The organism is Elizabethkingia miricola (genome assembly GCF_001675285.1).
Classification (GTDB): Bacteria; Bacteroidota; Bacteroidia; order Flavobacteriales; family Weeksellaceae; genus Elizabethkingia; species Elizabethkingia miricola.
In genome coordinates this window covers 96881-118489 of the sequence record NZ_LSGQ01000030.1, presented here as the reverse complement: position 1 = coordinate 118489, position 21609 = coordinate 96881, and the positions used below count along the sequence as shown (strand labels likewise).

The window sequence follows — 21609 nt, the reverse complement described above, 5'->3', positions numbered from 1 at the left end:
ACCGGATAAAAAAGAAGGCGGTCTTATACAGACCGCCTTTATTATTATTATGAATAAACTATTTATTGCTTTACAGGAGTTATGGTAAACTGATAATTATAATCCTGATAATTTAGTCGATAGGCTTCCATGGGTAGAGCGCCCCAGCTATCTATACATCCTAAGCCCATTTGCTGCAAATCTATGCTCAGTACTGTATATGGTCTTGGTATTAATGATCCTGAATGAGATTGTTTCTTTGCAATACCATCATCAAGGTCTCCGTCTAAGAACGGCCTTGCTGTAAAATTGAGAGAAGCTTCACTGCTAAATTTAAGGCCTGTTCCGTTAGAAGATGTCAGTGTGAACCAACGGACATCCGACTTGTTACCACTCTCTTGCGGTCTTACATACGGATGAACCTGATCTTTCACTGTACTTTGATAGAGTCCTATAAATGTACTTTCTTTTCTGTCCTGATAATTTTCACCCGGACCACGGCCGTACCAGTTGACTTGTTTATAAGATTCAGGAAGTACCAGCTGCATACCGAATTTAGGAAACATAGGTATTTTGGCAGTTAGTTCCTGATGTTTCATTGTCTGAGTAACATCTATTTGGCCAGAATCAGTAATTCTGTATACAATATTCAATACTGCATTTACATAAGGCAGGTTGTAGGTTGCTGTTATTTTAGTAGTCTTGCCCTCATTTTCCGAAAGAAGGGACGTTAATTCATATTCATAGCTGGCACGCTTCCAATTTTGCAACTTTTGCTGAAGTCCGGCTCCGAAGTCATTGTCTGTAGGTGGTCGCCAGAAATTTGGTTTCAGGGCAAATCCTTTCTCCATGAAGTCAGTACCATTAATGATATAATGATGTATCAATCCGTCTTTACGATCAAACAGAATTGAAATACCATTTCCGGATAGAGTGATATTATCAGGATTGTTCTTTAGTTGCAAAGCTCCGGTTTGAGAATCCGAAGTCATTTTATTGTCTGGCTGTGGTGATTTGATGAGAATCTGATCTTTGGCAATTTCCCAATCGGCATCAACAAGTCCGTCTTTCTTCTTGGTTTTATAATATACATTCAGGAAATATTCTTTATCATCCGAAGGAATAGTATAAGGAAGAGTAAGGCTAGTGCTTTGTAGAGGATTTACTCTTAGGTCATTAATACGACCTGTTTTTATAGGCTTACCATCCGCCATTACTTCCCATTGCATATATACATCGCTGAGATCTCTGAAAAGGAACTCGTTAAATATTTTTACTTTTCCTTTAGCTGCATCAGTATTTGTAGTGTGAATACTCTGGTATAGTTTCTTTACTTCTAGCATGTGTGGATGCAGACTGCGGTCAGCAGCAATAAGCCCGTTACTGTTGAAGTTATTGTCACTAGGCATATTGAAACCATAGTCTCCGCCATATGTATAAATGGAATCACCCTTAGGTGTGATCTTCAGAAAGGCCTGATCTACAAAATCCCAGATATTGCCACCCTGCATTTTAGGGTAATTAGCACGGATGGTATCCCAATAGTCTTTGAATCCCCCAAGAGAATTCCCCATAGCATGTGCATATTCTGTTTGTATAAAAGGTTTTGGAGATTTAGTTTCCTTTACATGATGCACCATGTCTTCAGGGGATACATACATAGGGCAATAGATATCTGTAGCACCCATATTGGCACGTTCGTATTGTACCGGACGGGAAGCATCTCTGTTTTTAACCCAATGATAAGCTTTTTCAAAGTTTTCACCCATACCGGCTTCATTACCCAGAGACCAAATGATTACAGATGGATGGTTTTTATCCCGTTCTACCATACGCTGGTTTCTTTCCAGGTGTTGGTTATACCACTCTGGTTTCTTGGCCAGTGTTTCTTCTCCATAGCCCATCCCGTGAGTTTCCAGATTGGCTTCATCTATTACATACATTCCATAGCGGTCACACAACTCGTACCAATAAGGATCGTTGGGATAATGGCTGGTACGTACTGTATTGATGTTGTTCTCCTTCATAATCCGGATGTCCTGCTCCATTCGTTCTTTCGAGACAACATAGCCTGTTTCAGGATCCATTTCATGTCGGTTTACTCCTTTTATTAAAGGTGCTTTTCCATTGATGAGTAAAACTCCGTTTATGATTTCTACTTTACGGAATCCTGTTTTCTGTGGGATAGCTTCCAGCACCTTTCCGGAAGCGTCTTGCAGTGAAACCAATACTGTATACAGATTCGGAATCTCGGCTGACCAAAGTTCCGGACGGTTAACAGGTATTCTTATATTTTTAAGTGCACTGGGATTATCCACCGGAATTTTTGTTGTCCCGACAGTTTTACCTTGCTGGTCTTTTAATTCTATACTGGCAGAATAGCCCTTTAGTGGTATATTTTTATGATTAGAAAGATTTAGATCAACATTTAAAATGCCATTTTTATAGCTTTTGTCCAAATCCCCGGTAATTTGTAAATCTCTGATGTGGACAGGTTCGCGCGCATAAAGCCAGGTATCGCGGGTAACACCCGAAAGTCTCCACATATCCTGACATTCCATATACGTACCATCGCTCCAACGGTATAACTGAAAAGCAATGACGTTTTTCTGCCCAGGTTTGACGTATTTGGTAATATTGAATTCCGCAGGAAGCTTACTGTCTTCACTGTAGCCAACCCATTGTCCGTTTACCCATAGATACATACAGGAACGTACAGCTCCGAACTGAATATAAATATCTTTACCATCCCAGTTCTTATCTACCACAATCTCCCTGCGATAAGATCCTACGGGATTATAATTCTGAGGAACATATGGTGGATTAGGCTTCATAAGGTAGTCGAACTCGTAGCGCTGATTGACATAAATAGGAGTTCCATAGCCATTGAGTTCCCATACTGCCGGAATATTCAGACTTTGCCACTGACTGTCATTATAATCTGTTTTCCAGAAGCCTTTTGGTTTTTTGGCAGGAGCATCTGCCCAATTAAATTTCCAGGCACCATTAAGAGACTGATAGTTGGACACTTTCCAGGGATTGTTTTCTCTGGCCTCATTTGCTGAAGAGTAAGCGAAATAGCTGGCGCGCATAGGTTCCCTATTCACAGCGTTGACTGTAGGATCCGACATGTAAGATTCGGAAGCTTCCTGACTATACAGCAATGCTCCAAATAGCATTGCTACACAGCAATAAAATGTTTTGTGTTTGATCATCTTGGTATTAGTTTATGCTTGTGTATATCTGTTTATAAGCAGATAATGACCTCTAAGATAATGAATTATAATTATTCTTGTTTATAAACTATATGAATACCCAAGAGATTAACAAAAACGAGCCGGAATATTTTCCGGCTCGTTTTGTTTTATTTGATATTCTTAATAATCTTTCCTTTGTCAGTAATTAGAAGATAATGATATTCCGGAAACGGTTTTAAGAGTTTTAAGCCGTCTTTTTCTCCTAATACCATGACAGAAGTGCTGAAGCCATTGGCCATAGTTGCATTAGGTCCGGTAATCGTTACGCTTGTAAGGCCGGTAGATGGATATCCGGTTTTAGGGTTCATAATATGAGAATAGCGTTTCCCGTGAATTTCTGCATACTTCTCATAACTGCCGGAAGTTGTTACAGCATTTTCTTTGAAATAAAGAATAGCTGCCATTTTATGATCATTGAATGGGTTGTTGATTCCTATAGCCCATGGCTTCCCGTCGGGTTGGTTTCCCCATGTTGAGATATCTCCGGAAGCATCAATAATTCCTGCTTTTACCCCCATACTTTTCATCAGATCCCGGGTTTTATCCGCAGCATAGCCTTTGCCAATAGAACCGAAACCTATTTTCATTCCGGGGTTTTTCAAAAAAATAGTAGAGTTGGTACTATCGAGTATTATATTCTGATAGCCAACATTTCTTACCGATTCTTTAATAGCCTGTTCACTTGGAAGCTCATTCATAGAATCATCGAATTTCCAGATTTTGTCCATAGCAACAATACTGATATCGAAAGCTCCGTCTGTAAGTTTAGAAAAGTATAAACCTTTTTTTGTCAGGTCAAATACTTCCTTATCTACTTTTATCGGTTTTATTCCTGCATTTTGGTTTACCTGAGAAATTTGTGTTTCGGGTCTCCATTCGGAAATAAGATTCTCGATTCTGGTAATTTCAGCTATAGCTTTATCAATATTCCGTTCTGCAGAAATAGAATCTTTATCTACCAGGGTTATCTGAAACCTACTGCCCATTAAAGTAACGAGTCTGCTCCTCTGTACTTGTGCAGAGATACTGATAGTACAAAGTAGTAATGTAATTCTGATAAAGAGATCAGTTCTGTTCATGTGGTTTAATAACAATCGGTCAATATTTGTCCGTTGGCTTTATAATCTTCGTAATTTTTATTTTGTTGTGCACACAAGTCTCTCAGAAGATCTTCCAGATCATGCTGCATTTTTAATGCACCACAAATCATGATATATCCGCCTTGGGCTAGCAAGTCCATAAAGAATGCAGAATCTCTTTTTACAAGATCCATAACATACTGAGACTGCTTTTCTCTTGAATAAGCAAGATTTAGTTTAGCCAGTTTACCTTTCTGTATGTTTTCTGCAGCAAAGTCTTCATAGCTTTTGGTGAGCTTGCTGGATCTGCGGAATCCACAGTAAAGGTGGGCTTCCGTTTCTTTAGAGTTTTCCTCAATCATTCCCAGAAAAGGAGCAATTCCGGTTCCGTTAGCAATCATAGCCACTTTGTTTGCCTTCTTAGGTAAATGGAATTCAGAGTTTTTAACAATGCGGGCTTTTATTTCCTGACCTTCTTTCAGTTTGTAAAGGAAGCCGGAACCTAATCCGTTTTCATAAAGCTTTACAACAAGCTGTATAGCACCGTCTACTTTTCCTATAGAATAGAAGCGTTCTTTATGATCATTATCCGGATAGATCGCTAAAAGGTCACCAGATTTAAAACTTAGCGTACGTCCAGGTTTCAGAAGTATTTTGAACGTTGTTACTTCTTCCACAATCTCACTTTTACCAACTACCTTCATCGGTTTCAGAGGAGGTGTCTTCTGGTTGTATAATGAAGGGGCGGATGCTAAAGCAATCATTGTTTCATAACTCCATTGCTTGGCCCATTCTGCAAATTCAATTGTAGAACGATCATTAACGGTATGTAGTGCTAATTGTGGTTCAGCCCAATTTTGTTCACTCAGAAGCTGATCTATTTCAATAGCATAACCGCAGAAGTCTTCATAAGCCTTGGATCCAAAGCCTACGACAGAATATTTTACTTTTTGGTTTTGCGGAAATTTGGCCAGGAGGCTTTTAAAATGCTTAGCATTGGTTGGAGCATCCCCCAAACCATAGGTTGAAGTAAATACCAGTATATGCTGTGCTTTTGGAAAAGCTTTGTATTGATTTAGCTCAGTAAGGAAGGATTTCTTGCCAGCCGAATTAAATTGCGAATGGATATGGCTTGCAAAGCCTAAAGTAGAACCATTTTCCGAACCTACCAGAATAACAATCTCCGCATCTTCTGCTTTATATTTGTTTCTGATTTTATTCCTTGTTCTTTTAAAAGTAATAACAAAACCGGAATAAATAAACATGAGAATATTAAGAGAAGCCAGTCCCAGGATAATAGCCCATGTAACACTGCCACGACCTGTATGCAGACTAAGGCTGAGGTTGTCGTAAATAGTAGTTAGAGGATATTTTTCTTCTTTAACAATATTACCGTTGATCTGATTTACTGAAATCTCGCGGTCTTTAAGCTTTAGAACAAAGTATTCTTCAGGTTCGTCTTCGATAAACGGAAATTCTATTTTCTTGACACTACTGAACTTAGTTTCCTTAAAGATTGGGAAATCTGCCAATTTCTTTTCAGACTCATCATTGCTCTTTTTAATAACGACATTCTCATTTTTTCCTTTAGGGATAAACTCGAAACGGATCATGAACAGATAAGTTCCGGTGATGGCAATAACTAAAACAGGAATAAGGAGAAGTCTTCCAGATACAACATGAAAATACTGTGAAAAGAAATCTTTCTTGATCTTGTCAAAAAAGTGCTTTACACCCTGTTGTCTTTTTATAATTAGGATTGATCCGGAAATACTGATCAGCATTAAAAGAAAAGAAATTACACCTACAGTAAAACGCCCGGTTTCTTTTAAAAACAGGGAACGGTGAAGAGATGTTACCCAATTGATGAATTCACCTTTCTCAACAGGTTTGCCCAGGATCTTTCCGGTTTTGGGATTAATATAAGCTTGAACCTCCTTTCCGTCCTGATCGAAGCCTTCCAGGGTAACAAACTGATTTTGGTCTACAGTAATTTCGGTGATTTCCGGAAAAACTTTGCGCAATTCCGGTAGGGATTGCGCAAGATTTATTTCGCTGAAATCATCCACCCGATAAGGTTGCACTTTTTCCTGAGCTGCATCGTAAGCTAATATTACTCCTGTAGAGGAGGCTACGATTAAAAAAGAAAATGTAAGAATAGCTAAGGCTAAGTGTGCATACCTCCAAATAGATAATGTCATCTTTGGATTTCTTTATTATAACTTATTTAGTTTAACATATCTAATGTATCCTTTACCTTCAGCTTTAGCTGTAACTTCTGCAGAAGTTAATGGAATTTCTATGTCGCTTACATAATATTTCTGATCTTCTACTGCTGACTCGAAACGAATTTTGTATCCTTTATTTAGGAATTTATCTTCTATTGCAAAAGTGGTAATACTTCTGTCACCACCAGCAACAGATGCTCCGGTAATGGCATTAAGCTTTACATTGCTTTTTCCTTGTGACTTGTGCCACTCCTTTAGTGTATCATACCATTTTTTGTCTGGCCCCATCATATAAAGGGTTTTTTCATATTGTCCTTTAGGGTTGATTAATGATACTACTATGTAAGCTTTCTCTCCGGTGTAGTTTACCATCTGAAGCATACATTTATATTTGGATACCTGCGCTGTAGCAAAGCCTGCACAAAGTAAAGTCAGGATTCCTACCAGCTGTATTTTGAAAAATGATTTCATCTGTTTATTTTATTATTGTTTAATGATCTGTTTAGTCTGCTATAGTTTTTAAATAGCCTATATCTTTACAGATTATTTTAAAAAGTCTAATGCTACCTTGTTACCTTTCAACGTTTCATTTTCAGAAGCCAGATTGTAAGCAGTTTCTTCAAACTCGGTTTTCAGATCCTTTTTAGCTCCCAAAGATACAAGATACTTTAGAATTGTATCATCCTTAGCAATAAGTGCCGCTTTGTGCAAAGCAGTCATCTGTTCTTTGTCTACTGCATTAACATCTATATTCAGCGGAGCCAGTTTCTTCAGAAGATCCAGATTACTTTTGGCTACTGCAAGGTGAAGAAGGGTAGTGCCATCTTTTTGTGGAGTAGTAACATCGAAACCTTTAGCTTTCAGTAATCCCAACTTTTCAGTAAACTCATCTTTTGGACCAGGTCTGTAAGATTGTACTAGATAGTAGGCAAGATTATTTCCTTTAATGTCTGCAACTTTTACATCGGCTTTGTTATCCAATAAGTAAGCTACAATCTCAGGGGAGCCATATCTTACTGCATGTGTTAGTGCAGATTCACCATTTGCATTTACAGCATTAATATTCTTAACCTTCGGAAGAATAGCTTTTACATTATTAAGATCTTTACCGGAAGCTGCTGCCATCAATGCATTGTTTCCTTCGTTATCTGCTTTATTAGCATCTGCTCCCTTTCCAATAAGGTAATTGATGATCTCGGTCTGGTTAGGTTTTCTTGCAACAATTTGTAAAGCTGTAGAACCATCTGCACTCATTGCTGTAGGTTTTAGTTTTACATCTTCAATAAGATATTTGTATAGATCGATACCATTCACCTGTTTTCTTGTTCCTTGTGCAGCATTAATCAAAGCAATATCATTAGCTTTAATATTTTTAGCTTTCAAAGACTTCAATAGGTCTAGGTTTCCAAAGCTTGTTGCATAATCGAAAGCAGTATAACCTTTATCATCAGTATCAGTTAATGCCAATCCTTTTGATGTGAAAAGTTTTACTAAAGAACCATCCTTATCGTTTCCGATTGCCAGTAAAAGAATGTTTGCACCATCTTTATATTTATGTTTCGGATTAACACCCGCCTTAAAGAACATATCATATATTTCCGGATTGTCTAATCCAAAATATGCTGCAAAAGAAAGTGGTGTAAGTCCTTTTGTATCTAATTTGTTTACGTCAGATCCCTTAGAAATAAAATATTCAATAACCTCTTTGTTTCCGGTCATTGCTGCCCAGTGAAGATAAAGCCTTCCGTCATGAGTCAATTTATCTACGGAATTTCCTTTCTGTTCTGTAAGGAATTTAATAGTACTTAATGGAGCTCCATTATTGATGGCTAAGGCAACCGGATCGAATGTTGATCCGTTGAATTCTGTAGGATTATTTCCTTTAGAGATTTCTGCTTTTACCTTTTCCACATCTGGTTTAGATTTCCAGAAGTCTGCATTCAGTAGAGTATTTTGCTGAGCATTGAAAAATAAAGAAAACAGAAATAAAGATGAGTAAAGTATCTTTTTCATTTTTATTATTTTTATTTATTCTAAATATTGTATTGCGCAAAAGTACTACTTCATTTTGACTGGAGAAAGCTTTTTACTATGAATTTCTTCATATTAAATCCAGATACAATGATTTATTTGTTCAGTAGCATAATATAATACAGAAGTTGTATAAAGTAAAAATCCTTACTTTTGAAAGTAAGGACAATATTGGGCAGTAGTTATTTTTAACCACTAATCGTGTGATAAAGTTGTGGCTATTATAAGTGATACATTTGAAGAAATGATTTTTATAATAATTTGATCTTTTACAGCGTGAAATTCAATGGGGCAATTTTAGTGCTTAGAATTTGACATTATCAAAATAGAAGTCTGTGAGATTTGTTACAATTTCGCTTGGATTACCGTTGTTGTAATAAATTTTATTATCCTGATTTAAGGTGTAAAGACTGAAAGTCTGTTCTGTCGTGATTTCTTTTGTCGCATTTTTTAGGTTTTGAAGTGAGACTGTCAATATCTTTTTTAATTCCTCAGGTTTTAAACCTTTCAATGGTTTATTGATAAATGAAGCATCCTTAAGTTCTTCCTGTACGGATTTTTCAGGGATTTTAAATGTAACATCATAAACCAATTCAGCTATTTTTTCACCTTCCTGATATTCGTTATCTACGAGATTTACACTTTTGATCTTGTATTTTGAATTTCTAAAATTCGCTATCAATATATCAAAGAAGGCTTCAATTTCTGCTTTGTTGGCTTGTGCTGTAGCCTTGGAAAGCATAGAGACATATGACTTAACTATGTTTTCTTTCATTTGGTCTTTAAGATCATTATGGAAATTATACATGTCTTGTCCTTCGACGGTTGGACGCATATAATCGTTTAATGCTTTTTGAATGCCTTCATCATTTTTTAGAAATGCACCAAAATACAACCCGAATGCTTCTTCGGGCTTTTTAACTTCAGTTTGTGCAATAAAGAGTTGTATGATTAAAGTACAAACAAGAGTTAAGATGAATTTAATTTTCATAATCGTTTTATTGAAGTTGTTCAAATAATAAAACAAAAGTATTTAATATTATAAGTAAAATATATCCCCGATAACAGGGGTTTTTAATCCATGTTATTTTATAGTTTAGTAAGTATTATAACAAATTACAAATCTTTAGATAGTTCTATAATATATAGGGTTCTATAATATATAGGTATGATGTTTATAAAAGAGAAAAAGCTCCTTACAAAGTAGGAGCTTTTCTTTTTTATGTTTTAAGTAAATAATCAGATGATTATTTTTTCTGCCATTCCTGGTTGCGTTTGTTTTCACTGCGCTTTACACCATTGTCTATATTATAGGCTAAACCAACACCAAGAGTTTGCTTCAGCTGAGTTTTCTGTATCTGGTTGTGGTCATATAACAGATCCAGAGTAACATTAGCAGAAATATATTTGTTGACCTTCAAATTTAGAATTCCACCATAGCCTAAAACCAATCTGTCCGGATGGTCAAGATAATTAGAGAATACAGAAGCAGTGTTAATTAAGGTAATGTTTTCCATTAGCTTCACTTTATAAGTTGCAGTACCCAGGAATCCGAACTGGAAAAGAGAAGAATCTCCGTCGTTCTTCAATCCGTAATTTCCTGCCTTTTGAAGATCTTTATCAGTTACAAAAGTCCAACGGCCATTTGCAGGACGCAAAGTCATAGTAAAATTGTCGTTAGGTCTGTAAGTAACACCTGCACCTATATTAAGGTAACCTGGTGCCATGAAGTTGGAAATCTTTTTTGCACTCGGATCATTTCCATTTTCATATCCGGCAGCAAATTGTGACTGAAAACCTATACCTCCGGAGATGTACCAGTTTTTAGCAAATTCACGGCCATAGTTGGTATTAAGGTTTAGGATGTCTTGTGTTTTTCGGTTTCCGGTTCCTTTGGTATTATTTTGCCCGTATCCTAGGATCACATTGTTTTCCCAAAGATCTTTACCTTTCTCATAAGTGAAGTTGTAGTTGACCCCGGCAATCCATCCAACATTATTGGCGCCACCACCAACCCAGTTGGAGAAAGCAGCTTGATTTAGCAATAAAGTGTTTTGTCCGGTAACAGACCATGCCTTTACAGTATCGTTTTTTGGTGCTTCAGCGGTTTTTTCCTGAGCACTAAGAGCTGTAGCTCCTAAACAAATAGCTGCAGCCAACAATAAATTATTTTTCATAATAGTTAAGATTTGAAGCGATAAATATATTAATCTTTTAATAAACCTGTTGACTGCTGAAGTTTACCAAATACAATATTTGAATTGTTATCTATTGATGTTGAAAACTGATTTCTGAATTTCTATGGAAGTTTTTCAAAATCGATTACGGGTGACTGTTTAGGTGTCTGTACAGAGAACAGCGTACCAGGAGTAATAATTGTATTGAAGAATCCACCATTGGCAAGGAAGAAGGATTTTCCATTTGTTCCACCCATAGCATCTATACGCTGCTGAGCTTTATAAGTAGCGTCTACTGTAAATTTGGCTGAGGATACCGGCAGCCATTTTCCTGAAGCTGTTCTTACCCATTGATTATGGAATTCTGCTTTGCGGTGCATATAGCCATTTTCGGGATTAAAGTTTTCTACAAAGCTATAGAAGCCCTTCAGATAAGTATTGGTTTGTGGTCTTTTCCAGCTTGCAACAAGTTTCCATTCTTTACTTTCAGGGGCAAAGAACCATGCTGTGTAATCTGTATTTCCTTTGCTGTCTGGCTGACCCTTGAGTAGGAATTTATAAATCTTGCCCGCACTCCAGTTATACTTCATATAGCTCTGTCCTCCGGAGCCTTCGTTTCCAAATTCTCCTGTCTTTACTTGCTGTCCAACTTTATTTAATGTTATTTTATGATCATCCGGTATTTCTTTTGGATTGTCTGTTTTGAAAGGGCTCCATACAGAGAAAAGAATTCTTCTTTCGTTCTCAGAGTTCACCTGCATTCCAAAATAACCTTCGCCAAAACCATTAGCCATAAAATAAGAACCAATTTTATCTTCGCCTTTCGGGATAGTTACTTCGTTATAAAAATAGCTGATGTCTTCGTTAGTGGGTAGGGTATATCCTAAATGGCAGGAAGGGCCTCTTCGCGACCAATAGTAATAAGCAGGGTCATTGCTGAATATAGTTTTGCCGGAAACAGCATCTCCTGTGGCGGTGATGTTCGAAATTTCACCAAATGTATTATTGTTTTTCGTAATACCTTGGATATCTACCTTTATATACCCAGGTTTGCTGATATTAAATGTACCTACGCTGTAGTCTGAAAAGCCAGAAGAGTTGACTGTTACATTTTTTGAAATACCATTAAGACTTACTTTTAAAGTACTGTTGTCAGATGTTCCGGATTTGGCTTTAATGCCTAATATGATTTGTCCGGGGCGGTCTACTCTGAAATAGGTGCTTGCGATACTTCCTGTACTATTCCATTTGGTTAATCCCTCTCTTGAGATTGTCGTTGTGGCATCAGGAGCTTTTTGTGTGATGAATGCATTTCCGGCCAGGGGAATCTCTAATGTTTGCGCAGAAGTTAATCCTGCATGGAGCAAACAGCCCGAAATGATTAATTGGGTAAGTTTTGTTATCATGATTGTTATAGTTTTTACAATGTTAAGAATAATTCCTGAAGTTTTCTTTCAATATTATTTTTTTGAGCATGTAAAAAACGAGTTGAAACTTTTGGGTGTTAAAATTTATAACTCGCAAAAAATCAAACAATTTCTTTTAAAATTTATTTGCAGATTGGAAAAATATTCCTACATTTGCACACTCATTTTAGGGAAGAAGTATGCCTATTTCAAACATAGTACATAACTAAACCCTCTAAAATGTTGAGTTTTAAACAAAATAATAGATATATAATTTAATAATGTCAGGTATTATCGGTAAAAAAATCGGAATGACATCTTTGTTTAACGAAGAAGGAAAAAATATTCCTTGTACAGTTATTCAAGCTGGTCCATGTTCGGTTTTACAGGTCAGAACCATTGAAAAGGACGGATACAAATCTGTTCAGTTAGGTTTCGATGACAAGAGTGAGAAGAACGTTTCTAAAGCGTTAGCTGGTCATTTTAAAAAGGCTGGTTCAACTCCTAAAGCTAAGTTGGTTGAATTCTACAGAGAATTCGTTGATGAAGTAAAAGTAGGAGAAGAAGTAACTGTAAATTTATTTGCAGAAGGAGAGTATGTAGACGTAACAGGTACGTCTAAAGGTAAAGGCTTCCAGGGTGTTGTTAAAAGACACAACTTTGGTGGTGTAATGCAGGCTTCACACGGTCAGCATAACAGATTAAGAGCTCCGGGTTCTATCGGTGCTGGATCTGACCCTTCAAGAGTATTCAAGGGTATGCGTATGGCTGGAAGAATGGGAGGTAAGCAGGTAACTGTACAAAACCTTCAGGTGTTAAAAGTAGATGAAGAGCAAAATCTTTTAGTAGTAAAAGGTGCTATTCCGGGGGCTAAAAATTCTTATGTAATTATCAGAAAATGGAACTAGTAGTATTAAATACATCAGGAAAAGAAACCGGAAGAACAGTAGCGTTCGACGAAACAGTATTCGGAATCGAGCCTAACCAACACGCGGTTTACTTAGAGGTTAAGCAATATCTTGCTGCACAAAGACAAGGTACTCATAAATCAAAAGAAAGAAGCGAAATTACTGCTTCTACAAGAAAACTTAAGAAGCAAAAAGGATCTGGTTCTGCACGTTATGGTGATATTAAATCTCCAACTTTCAAAGGAGGGGGTAGAGTATTCGGTCCAAAACCAAGAGACTACCGTTTCAAGTTAAATAAAGCTATCAAAAGATTAGCTAAGAAATCTGTTCTTTCTCAGAAAATGAGAGATAACAGCATTAAAGTTTTAGAGAATTTAAGTTTCGACGCTCCTAAAACTAAAGAATTCATCAACTTGTTGAATGCTTTAGAATTAAACGGTAAAAAGTCGTTATTTATCATTCCTGAAGCTAACAAGAATGTTTATTTATCTTCAAGAAACTTACCTAAAACTAGAGTATTGAACTATAACGAAATTAGTTCTTACGACTTAGTAAATGCTGGTGAGATTGTATTCTTAGAAGGTGCTGTAGAAAAATTTCAGGAAAACTTAAAGAAATAATCAAGAGCTATGTCAGTAATTATTAAACCAATTATATCAGAGAAAGCAACTTCACAAGCTGATCTTAGTGGGCTTTATACATTCTTAGTAGATACTAAGGCTAATAAAATCCAAGTTAAACTAGCTATCGAAGAAGCATATGGTGTAAAAGTAGCAGACGTACGCACAATGATTTATGCGCCTAAAGTTTCTTCTAAATACACTAAAAAAGGATTACAGGTAGGTAAAACCAACAAACTGAAGAAAGCTTTAGTTCAGTTAGTAGAAGGTGAAACTATCGATATTTTCGCAACGAATTAATTAATTATAAATAATAGTAATGTCTGTTAGAAAATTAAAACCTATCACCCCAGGACAGAGATTCAGAATTGTAAACAATTTTGAGGAAATTACTACCAACAAACCAGAGAAATCTCTAACAGTTGGTATTAAAAAGTCAGGTGGACGTAACAACACAGGTAAAATGACCATGCGTTACACTGGCGGTGGACACAAGAAAAAGTACAGAGTTATCGACTTCAAGAGAAACAAATTCGACGTTGAAGCTACGGTAAAATCTGTAGAGTACGATCCAAACAGAACTGCATTTATCGCTCTATTAGAGTACACAGACGGAGAAAAGAGATATATCGTTGCTCCGAATGGTATTAAAGTAGATCAGAAAGTAGTATCTGGTGAGAACGTTGCTCCAGAAGTTGGAAATGCAATGAAGTTGAAAAACATTCCTTTAGGTACTGTTATCTCTTGCGTAGAAATGCGTCCTGGTCAAGGAGCTATCTTAGCTAGAAGCGCAGGATCTTCTGCACAATTGACTTCCAGAGATGGTAAATATGCTATCATTAAATTACCTTCAGGGGAATCAAGAATGATCTTAGTGGAATGTATGGCGATGATCGGATCTGTATCTAACTCTGACCACCAACTTACCGTATCTGGTAAAGCGGGTAGAAGCAGATGGTTAGGTAGAAGACCTAGAACTAGAGCTGTAGTAATGAACCCAGTAGATCACCCAATGGGTGGTGGTGAAGGACGTTCTTCAGGTGGTCACCCAAGATCTAGAAACGGTATGCCGGCTAAAGGTTACAAGACCAGAAAGAAAAACAAAGTGTCTAACCGTTACATCGTATCTAAAAGAAAATAATTATGGCAAGATCACTTAAGAAAGGGCCTTTCATTCATCATACATTAGAGAAGAAAGTTCAGGCAAATATAGAGTCTAATAAAAAGACTGTAATTAAAACTTGGTCTAGAGCATCTATGATTTCTCCAGACATGGTAGGTCAAACTATCGCAGTACACAACGGGAAACAATTTATCCCTGTTTATGTTACTGAGAACATGGTAGGACACAAATTAGGAGAGTTTTCACCAACACGCTCATTCAGAGGCCACGGTGGTAATAAAAACAAAGGAAGCAGATAAGAGCAGAAATCATGGGAAAAAGAAAACAAGATAGTGCTTTAGCAAGAAAAGCTGCAAATATGGACGTTGTAAAGGCATCATTAAACGATTGCCCTTCATCTCCTAGAAAAATGAGATTAGTTGCTGACATCATCAGAGGTGAGCAAGTAGATAAAGCTTTATATATCCTTAAATATTCTAAGAAAGAAGCTTCTAACAAGTTAGAGAAATTACTTCTTTCTGCAATTGCTAACTGGCAAGTGAAAAACGAAGGGCAGGATATTGAAGAAGCAAATCTTTTTGTAAAAGAGATTTTCGTTGATAGCGCAAGACAATTAAAGAGATTACGTCCAGCTCCGCAAGGAAGAGGTTACAGAATTCGTAAGAGATCTAACCACGTAACTTTAATTTTAGGTAACAAAACAGATAATCAATAATCAAGGTATGGGACAAAAGACAAATCCAATAGGTAACAGATTAGGGATCATCAGAGGATGGGATTCTAACTGGTTTGGAGGTAAAGATTTTGGTGATAAAATCGCTGAAGATTATAAAATCAGAAGATACCTTGAGGCAAGATTAGCAAAAGGAGGTATCTCTAGAATTTATATCGAGAGAACTCTTAAATTAGTTACTGTAACTATCACTACTGCAAGACCAGGTCTTATCATTGGTAAGGGAGGTCAGGAAGTAGATAAATTAAAAGAAGAGCTTAAGAAAATTACGAAGAAAGATATTCAAATCAACATCTTCGAAATTAAGAGACCTGAGCTAGATGCTATCTTGGTAGCAGAGAGCATCTCTAAGCAAATCGAAAACCGTATTTCTTATAGAAGAGCTGTGAAAATGGCTATTTCTTCTACAATGAGAATGGGAGCTGAAGGTATCAAAGTTCAAATCTCTGGTAGATTGAACGGTGCTGAAATGGCGAGAAGCGAGTCTTTCAAAGAGGGTAGAATTCCATTATCTACATTCCGTGCAGATATTGACTACCACTGGGCTGAAGCACACACTACTTATGGTAGACTAGGTGTTAAAGTTTGGATCATGAAAGGTGAAGTTTACGGTAAGAGAGAATTATCTCCATTAGTTGGTCAACCTAAGAAAGGACCTTCAGGTGGAGGTAACAGAGGCGACAGAGAAAACAGAAGACCTTCAAGAGATAAAAAATAATTAAAAATTTTAGACCATTAAATTTTAAATTACCGTTACTTTTTTAAAATCCAAAATCTAAAATCTAAAATCTAAAATTTAAATTATGTTACAACCAAGAAGAACGAAGTTCCGTAAAGTTCATAAGATGAAAATGAAAGGTGACGCTCACAGAGGTAGTCAACTTGCATACGGTACTTTTGGTGTAAAAGCAATGGAAGGAGCTTGGATTACTGCTAGACAGATCGAAGCTGCGCGTATTGCTGCAACCAGATATATGAAAAGAGAAGGTCAACTATGGATCAAAATCTTCCCGGATAAGCCAATTACTAAGAAACCAGCCGAAGTAAGGATGGGTAAAGGTAAAGGTGCTGTGGAATATTGGGTAGCTGTAGTAAAACCAGGTAAAATCATGTTCGAAATCGGTGGAGTTCCTTACGATATCGCTAAAGAAGCTCTTAGATTAGCTGCTCAGAAATTACCTGTGACAACTAAGTTCGTAGTTGCTAACGATTTTGTTCAACCTTCTTAATCTAATTAAAGAATTATGAAAAACGCTGACATCAAAAATTTAAGCGCAGAGGAGCTAAAAAGCCAATTGGCAGAAGCTCAGGCTAACTATACCAAAATGAAATTGGCTCATAAAATTAGCCCTATCGAAAATCCAATTCAGATTAGAGATTTAAGAAGAAACATCGCAAGACTTCAAACTGAATTAACTAACAAACAATAATATTTCATCTTACAATGGAAAGAAATTTAAGAAAAGAAAGAATCGGAGTTGTTTCCAGCAATAAAATGGAAAAAACCATTGTTGTTAGTGAAACAATGAGAATGAAACACCCGATGTATGGAAAATTCGTTTTAAAGACGAAAAAATATACTGCTCACGACGAGAATAACGAATGCAACGAAGGCGATACAGTTTTAATCCAAGAAACTAGACCTTTAAGCAAGAGCAAGAGATGGAGATTAGTAAGAATCATTGAAAAAGCTAAGTAATGTTACAAACAGAATCAAGATTAAAAGTAGCTGATAACACTGGTGCTAAAGAAGTACTAGTAATCAGAGTTCTGGGAGGTACCAGAAGAAGATATGCTTCAGTTGGTGATAAGATCGTAGTAACTATCAAAGATTCTACACCATCAGGAAATGCTAAAAAAGGACAAGTATCTAAAGCAGTAGTAGTAAGAACTAAGAAAGCTGTTAGAAGAAAAGATGGATCTTACATCTCTTTCGAAGACAACGCTTGTGTATTACTAAACGCTGCAGGAGAAATGAGAGGTACTCGTGTTTTCGGGCCAGTAGCTCGTGAATTGAGAGATAAAGAATATATGAAGGTAATTTCATTAGCTCCTGAAGTTCTTTAATTTTTAAAATTTTACAGAAAATGACAAAGTTAAAAATCAAAAGAGGAGATAATGTAATCGTAACTACAGGCCGTAAAGAAATTAAAGGTAAAGTAGGAGAGGTTATCGAAATTATCAAAGATAAGAACAGAGCCGTAGTAGCAGGTCTTAACATCGTTAAAAAACACGTTAAACCATCTGCACAGAATCCTCAGGGAGGAATCGTGGAAAGAGAAGCTTCTATCCACATTTCTAACCTAGCGATTGTTGACCCTAAAACTGGTAAAGCAACTAAAGTTGGTTACAAGATCGAGGGTGACAAGAAGGTAAGAATTGCTAAGAAATCCGGTGAAACTTTATAATATTTAGACAGAACATGGAATACATAGTAAGACCTAAAAAATTATATAAAGAGAAAATTGTTCCTGCAATGATGGAAGAGTTTGGGTACAAATCTGTTATGCAGGTACCTAAATTACTTAAAATTGTAGTGAGCCAAGGTTTAGGAGCAGCGACAGCTGACAAGAAAATTGTTGACTACGCTGTAGAAGAGCTAACCGCAATCACTGGTCAAAAAGCAGTTGGAACCATTTCTAAAAAGGATGAGGCTTCATTCAAATTAAGAAAAGGTATGCCAATCGGAGCAAGAGTAACACTAAGAGCAGACATGATGTATGAATTCTTAGATAGACTTACTTCTTCTGCACTACCTCGTATCAGAGATTTCAACGGAATTAAAGCTGACGGTTTTGATGGTAGAGGTAACTACAACTTGGGTATCACTGAACAAATCATCTTCCCAGAGATCGTGATTGACAAAGTGAAAAAAATCCAAGGTATGGATATTACTTTCGTAACATCTGCTGCTACAGATAAAGAAGCTAAAGCGCTTTTAACTCACTTCGGTTTACCTTTCAAAAAGAACTAAGAAATGGCTAAAGAATCAATGAAAGCGCGTGAGCGCAAAAGAGAAGCTTTAGTAGCTAAATATGCTGCTAAAAGACAAGCTTTAAAAGAAGCTGGTGATTACGAAGCATTACAAAAATTACCTAAAAATGCTTCTCCGGTAAGACTACACAACAGATGTAAACTTACAGGAAGACCAAGAGGTTACATGAGAACTTTTGGTATCTCCAGAGTAACTTTCAGAGAAATGGCTAACCAAGGCCTTATCCCTGGAGTTAAAAAAGCAAGTTGGTAATTATTATTAACTAATCGAGATTGCCAAGTTGGCTTTACAAGATATAAGATGGACGATGTCAGATTGCAGACATACCATTTGTCTGAAATCTGACATCTGAAATCTGACGTCGAAAGTCAAAACTAGCAGTTATTAACCAATAATTTAAAACAAAGAAATGGTAACAGATCCAATTTCAGATTTCCTAACAAGAGTAAGGAACGCACAAAGCGCAGGCCACAAAGTGGTGGAAATTCCTGCATCGAAAATCAAAAAAGAGATCACTAAAATCCTTTTTGACCAAGGTTATATTTTAAACTTCAAGTTTGAAGATAGCGCTGTTCAAGGGAATATCAAGATCGCTTTAAAATACGATAAGCAAACTAACAAACCTGCTATCAAGTCTATTCAGAGAGCTTCTCGTCCAGGTCTAAGACAATACAAAGGTTCTGAGGAACTTCCAAGAGTATTGAACGGACTTGGTATTGCTATTATCTCTACTTCTAAAGGAGTAATGACAGATAAAAAAGCAAGACAAGAGAAAGTAGGAGGGGAAGTAATTTGCTATGTTTATTAATTTTTAATTAAAGGAAAATGTCAAGAATTGGTCATGCAATTATAGAAATTCCTGCTGGGGTAACCATTACTGAAAAAGACGGTTTCGTTACAGTAAAAGGGCCTAAAGGCGAGTTAACTCAAGAGCTTACAAGCGGGATCACTTTAGAACAAAATGAAGGTAAACTTAACGTTAACCGTCCATCAGATTCTAAGCAGCACAAAGCCCTTCACGGTCTTTACAGAGCCTTAATCAATAACATGATTGTAGGTACATCTGAAGGCTTTACAAAAAAACTAGAGTTGGTAGGGGTAGGTTACAGAGCTTCTAACCAAGGTCAGAAACTAGAGTTAGCATTAGGTTTCTCTCACGGTATCGTGTTAGATCTTCCAGGTGAAGTAGCAGTAGAAACGCTAACTGAGAAAGGTAAAAACCCTATTATTACTTTGTCTTCTTACGATAAGCAATTATTAGGGATGGTAGCGGCTAAAATCCGTTCATTCAGAAAGCCTGAACCATACAAAGGTAAAGGTGTTAGATTCGTAGGAGAAAATGTTAGACGTAAAGCCGGTAAATCTGCTTAAAATTTAAGAAAATGGCATTAACAAAAGTTGAAAAAAGAATCAGAATCAAAAGAAGAGTAAGAGGCAAAATTTCCGGATCTGCTGAATTACCAAGATTATCTGTATTCAAAAGTAATAAAGAAATCTACGCTCAATTAGTAGATGATAAAAGTGGGAAAACTTTAGTAGCAGCTTCTTCTCGTGAGAAAGATCTTGCTAACGAAAAGGGTACTAAAACTGAAATCTCCACACTTGTTGGTAAAAAGATCGCTGAAAAAGCTGTCGCTGCAGGTATTGGTTCAGTTGTGTTTGATAGAAATGGTTTCGTGTATCATGGTAGAGTAAAAGCTCTTGCTGATGGTGCTAGAGAAGGTGGACTTAAATTCTAATTTTAAAAATCGGACAATATGTTAGGACTAGATAATATCGAAAGAGTAAAACCCGGAGGATTAGAATTGACAGATCGCCTCGTGGCTGTTAACAGAGTAACTAAAGTAACTAAAGGTGGACGTGCGTTTGGATTTTCAGCTATCGTAGTGGTAGGTAATGAAGACGGCGTTATCGGTTATGGCCTTGGTAAGTCTAAAGAAGTTGCTTCTGCAATTTCTAAAGCTGTTGAGGATGCTAAGAAAAACTTAGTAAAAGTACCGGTAGTTAACCATACAATCCCTCACCAAACTACAGCTAGATACGGTGGAGCAGACATCTTCTTAAGACCTGCATCTCACGGTACAGGACTTATCGCAGGTGGTGCGGTACGTGCAGTACTAGAATCAGCTGGGGTACATGATGTACTTTCAAAATCTAAAGGATCTTCTAACCCACACAACGTGGTAAAAGCTACTTTCAAAGCTTTATTAGAAATCAGAAGACCTGAGGAAATTGCTAGAATGAGAGGTGTTTCATTAACAAAAGTGTTTAACGGTTAATATTAAAAACAATGGCAAAAATCGCAATCAAACAAGTAAGAAGTGCTATTGGTAGAACAAAAAACCAAAAGCTAACACTAGAAGCATTAGGCTTGAAGAAATTACAACAAGTTGTAGAACATGAGGCTACTCCATCTATCTTAGGAATGGTAGCAACCGTAAGCCACTTAGTTGAAGTTCAGGAAAAATAGTAAGAATTTTAATATTCGGAGAATATTTGTTATCTTCACACCCGAATTTTCCAAAAATTCTCCGGATTATATAAAATCTGAAAAACGTATTTTTCACGAACAGCTTTAGAAATAAAGATTCGTGAGTAAATCTAAAATCTATCAGAATTATGAATTTAAATAACATACAACCGGCTTCAGGTTCTACTCACAATTCCAAAAGAATTGGTAGAGGGCAAGGTAGCGGTAAAGGAGGTACTGCTACAAAAGGTCACAAAGGTCAAAAGGCTAGAGCTGGTTACTCTCAGAAAATCGGTTTCGAAGGGGGTCAGATGCCTTTACAAAGGAGACTACCTAAATTCGGTTTCAAAAACGTTAACAGAAAAGAGTTCAAAGGTATCAACTTGGATACTATCCAATTGCTTATCGATACTAAAGGAATCACTGGTGATATCACTAAAGATGTTTTAGTAGAGAACAACTTAGTTTCTAAAAACGACTTAGTAAAAATCTTAGGAAGAGGAGAATTGAAATCTAACATTTCAATCTCTGCTGACAAGTTTACTAAATCAGCTGAAGAAGCAATTAACAAAGCAGGAGGTAAAGCAATTACTCTTTAATCAT

The 21609-nt window shown here is 36.7% G+C and carries 28 protein-coding genes; 20 read left to right on the top strand and 8 right to left on the bottom strand.

What is annotated here, in order from left to right; all coding sequences use genetic code 11:
* Positions 1-62 precede the first annotated feature (62 nt).
* From ATE49_RS15140 to ATE49_RS15105, 8 genes are all read right to left on the bottom strand, one after another.
* Positions 63-3194, bottom strand: a complete 3132-nt coding sequence (locus tag ATE49_RS15140; protein WP_260256190.1) for a glycoside hydrolase family 2 TIM barrel-domain containing protein — start codon at positions 3192-3194, stop codon at positions 63-65.
* Between the two features lie 149 nt (positions 3195-3343).
* Positions 3344-4315, bottom strand: coding sequence for an FAD:protein FMN transferase (locus ATE49_RS15135; protein ID WP_179124256.1), 972 nt, complete (start codon positions 4313-4315; stop codon positions 3344-3346).
* Positions 4316-4320: 5 nt separating this feature from the next.
* Entirely contained in the window at positions 4321-6516 is a 2196-nt protein-coding gene (locus ATE49_RS15130) for a PepSY domain-containing protein (RefSeq protein ID WP_065082826.1), read from the bottom strand.
* Positions 6517-6531: 15 nt separating this feature from the next.
* Complete coding sequence (locus tag ATE49_RS15125; RefSeq protein ID WP_059346146.1) at positions 6532-7014, bottom strand: DUF2271 domain-containing protein; 483 nt, start codon at positions 7012-7014, stop codon at positions 6532-6534.
* Between the two features lie 72 nt (positions 7015-7086).
* The gene (locus tag ATE49_RS15120; protein WP_065082825.1) at positions 7087-8556 is read right to left on the bottom strand and encodes an ankyrin repeat domain-containing protein; all 1470 of its coding nucleotides are present in this window, start codon (positions 8554-8556) and stop codon (positions 7087-7089) included.
* 322 nt (positions 8557-8878) lie between these two features.
* Positions 8879-9565 carry a hypothetical protein gene (locus ATE49_RS15115; RefSeq protein ID WP_065082824.1) on the bottom strand — a complete coding sequence of 229 codons (687 nt, stop codon included), beginning with the start codon at positions 9563-9565 and terminating at the stop codon, positions 8879-8881.
* Between the two features lie 256 nt (positions 9566-9821).
* The gene (locus tag ATE49_RS15110; protein ID WP_059325859.1) at positions 9822-10751 is read right to left on the bottom strand and encodes a DUF3078 domain-containing protein; all 930 of its coding nucleotides are present in this window, start codon (positions 10749-10751) and stop codon (positions 9822-9824) included.
* Between the two features lie 122 nt (positions 10752-10873).
* Positions 10874-12157, bottom strand: coding sequence for a DUF3472 domain-containing protein (locus tag ATE49_RS15105; protein ID WP_065082823.1), 1284 nt, complete (start codon positions 12155-12157; stop codon positions 10874-10876).
* A gap of 281 nt (positions 12158-12438) precedes the next feature.
* Between ATE49_RS15105 and rplC the strand changes: the two genes are divergently transcribed.
* The 20 genes from rplC to rplO all read left to right on the top strand — a co-directional run bounded on the left by rplC (position 12439) and on the right by rplO (position 21605).
* Positions 12439-13065: a 50S ribosomal protein L3 gene (rplC, locus tag ATE49_RS15095; RefSeq protein ID WP_034871595.1), complete on the top strand. Its 627-nt coding sequence runs from the start codon at positions 12439-12441 to the stop codon at positions 13063-13065.
* A complete protein-coding gene (gene rplD / locus ATE49_RS15090) occupies positions 13056-13685 on the top strand; it encodes a 50S ribosomal protein L4 (protein WP_009087341.1) in 630 nt (209 codons plus the stop codon). The genes rplC and rplD overlap by 10 nt, the downstream gene beginning before the upstream one ends.
* A gap of 9 nt (positions 13686-13694) precedes the next feature.
* Complete coding sequence (gene rplW, locus ATE49_RS15085; protein WP_034871593.1) at positions 13695-13985, top strand: 50S ribosomal protein L23; 291 nt, start codon at positions 13695-13697, stop codon at positions 13983-13985.
* A 19-nt stretch (positions 13986-14004) separates the two neighbouring features.
* Positions 14005-14826, top strand: a complete 822-nt coding sequence (gene rplB, locus ATE49_RS15080; RefSeq protein ID WP_034871592.1) for a 50S ribosomal protein L2 — start codon at positions 14005-14007, stop codon at positions 14824-14826.
* Between the two features lie 2 nt (positions 14827-14828).
* The gene (gene rpsS, locus ATE49_RS15075) at positions 14829-15107 is read left to right on the top strand and encodes a 30S ribosomal protein S19 (protein ID WP_009087336.1); all 279 of its coding nucleotides are present in this window, start codon (positions 14829-14831) and stop codon (positions 15105-15107) included.
* Between the two features lie 11 nt (positions 15108-15118).
* Positions 15119-15523 carry a 50S ribosomal protein L22 gene (gene rplV, locus ATE49_RS15070; protein WP_009094463.1) on the top strand — a complete coding sequence of 135 codons (405 nt, stop codon included), beginning with the start codon at positions 15119-15121 and terminating at the stop codon, positions 15521-15523.
* 7 nt (positions 15524-15530) lie between these two features.
* Positions 15531-16259 carry a 30S ribosomal protein S3 gene (gene rpsC / locus ATE49_RS15065; RefSeq protein ID WP_034871590.1) on the top strand — a complete coding sequence of 243 codons (729 nt, stop codon included), beginning with the start codon at positions 15531-15533 and terminating at the stop codon, positions 16257-16259.
* A gap of 85 nt (positions 16260-16344) precedes the next feature.
* Positions 16345-16770: a 50S ribosomal protein L16 gene (gene rplP, locus ATE49_RS15060; protein ID WP_034871588.1), complete on the top strand. Its 426-nt coding sequence runs from the start codon at positions 16345-16347 to the stop codon at positions 16768-16770.
* Positions 16771-16785: 15 nt separating this feature from the next.
* Entirely contained in the window at positions 16786-16971 is a 186-nt protein-coding gene (gene rpmC, locus ATE49_RS15055) for a 50S ribosomal protein L29 (protein ID WP_009087330.1), read from the top strand.
* Between the two features lie 14 nt (positions 16972-16985).
* On the top strand, positions 16986-17240 hold the full coding sequence (gene rpsQ / locus ATE49_RS15050; protein WP_009087328.1) for a 30S ribosomal protein S17: 255 nt from the start codon (positions 16986-16988) through the stop codon (positions 17238-17240).
* Positions 17240-17608 carry a 50S ribosomal protein L14 gene (gene rplN, locus ATE49_RS15045; protein WP_009087327.1) on the top strand — a complete coding sequence of 123 codons (369 nt, stop codon included), beginning with the start codon at positions 17240-17242 and terminating at the stop codon, positions 17606-17608. Before rpsQ ends, rplN begins: the two co-directional genes overlap by 1 nt.
* A 20-nt stretch (positions 17609-17628) precedes the next feature.
* Positions 17629-17949 carry a 50S ribosomal protein L24 gene (gene rplX / locus ATE49_RS15040; protein ID WP_034871587.1) on the top strand — a complete coding sequence of 107 codons (321 nt, stop codon included), beginning with the start codon at positions 17629-17631 and terminating at the stop codon, positions 17947-17949.
* A 14-nt stretch (positions 17950-17963) separates the two neighbouring features.
* Complete coding sequence (gene rplE / locus ATE49_RS15035; protein WP_059155898.1) at positions 17964-18515, top strand: 50S ribosomal protein L5; 552 nt, start codon at positions 17964-17966, stop codon at positions 18513-18515.
* Between the two features lie 3 nt (positions 18516-18518).
* The gene (gene rpsN / locus ATE49_RS15030; RefSeq protein ID WP_009087322.1) at positions 18519-18788 is read left to right on the top strand and encodes a 30S ribosomal protein S14; all 270 of its coding nucleotides are present in this window, start codon (positions 18519-18521) and stop codon (positions 18786-18788) included.
* Positions 18789-18945: 157 nt separating this feature from the next.
* Positions 18946-19344 (top strand): 30S ribosomal protein S8, encoded by a 399-nt coding sequence (rpsH, locus tag ATE49_RS15025; RefSeq protein WP_034871586.1) that lies wholly within the window; start codon positions 18946-18948, stop codon positions 19342-19344.
* 17 nt (positions 19345-19361) lie between these two features.
* Positions 19362-19907, top strand: a complete 546-nt coding sequence (gene rplF, locus ATE49_RS15020) for a 50S ribosomal protein L6 (RefSeq protein ID WP_065082822.1) — start codon at positions 19362-19364, stop codon at positions 19905-19907.
* A gap of 11 nt (positions 19908-19918) precedes the next feature.
* Complete coding sequence (rplR, locus tag ATE49_RS15015; protein WP_034871584.1) at positions 19919-20275, top strand: 50S ribosomal protein L18; 357 nt, start codon at positions 19919-19921, stop codon at positions 20273-20275.
* Positions 20276-20293: 18 nt separating this feature from the next.
* Positions 20294-20815, top strand: coding sequence for a 30S ribosomal protein S5 (rpsE, locus tag ATE49_RS15010; RefSeq protein ID WP_034871582.1), 522 nt, complete (start codon positions 20294-20296; stop codon positions 20813-20815).
* Positions 20816-20826: 11 nt separating this feature from the next.
* Positions 20827-21006, top strand: coding sequence for a 50S ribosomal protein L30 (gene rpmD / locus ATE49_RS15005; protein WP_034871581.1), 180 nt, complete (start codon positions 20827-20829; stop codon positions 21004-21006).
* A 149-nt stretch (positions 21007-21155) separates the two neighbouring features.
* Entirely contained in the window at positions 21156-21605 is a 450-nt protein-coding gene (gene rplO, locus ATE49_RS15000; RefSeq protein WP_034871580.1) for a 50S ribosomal protein L15, read from the top strand.
* Positions 21606-21609: the final 4 nt, after the last annotated feature.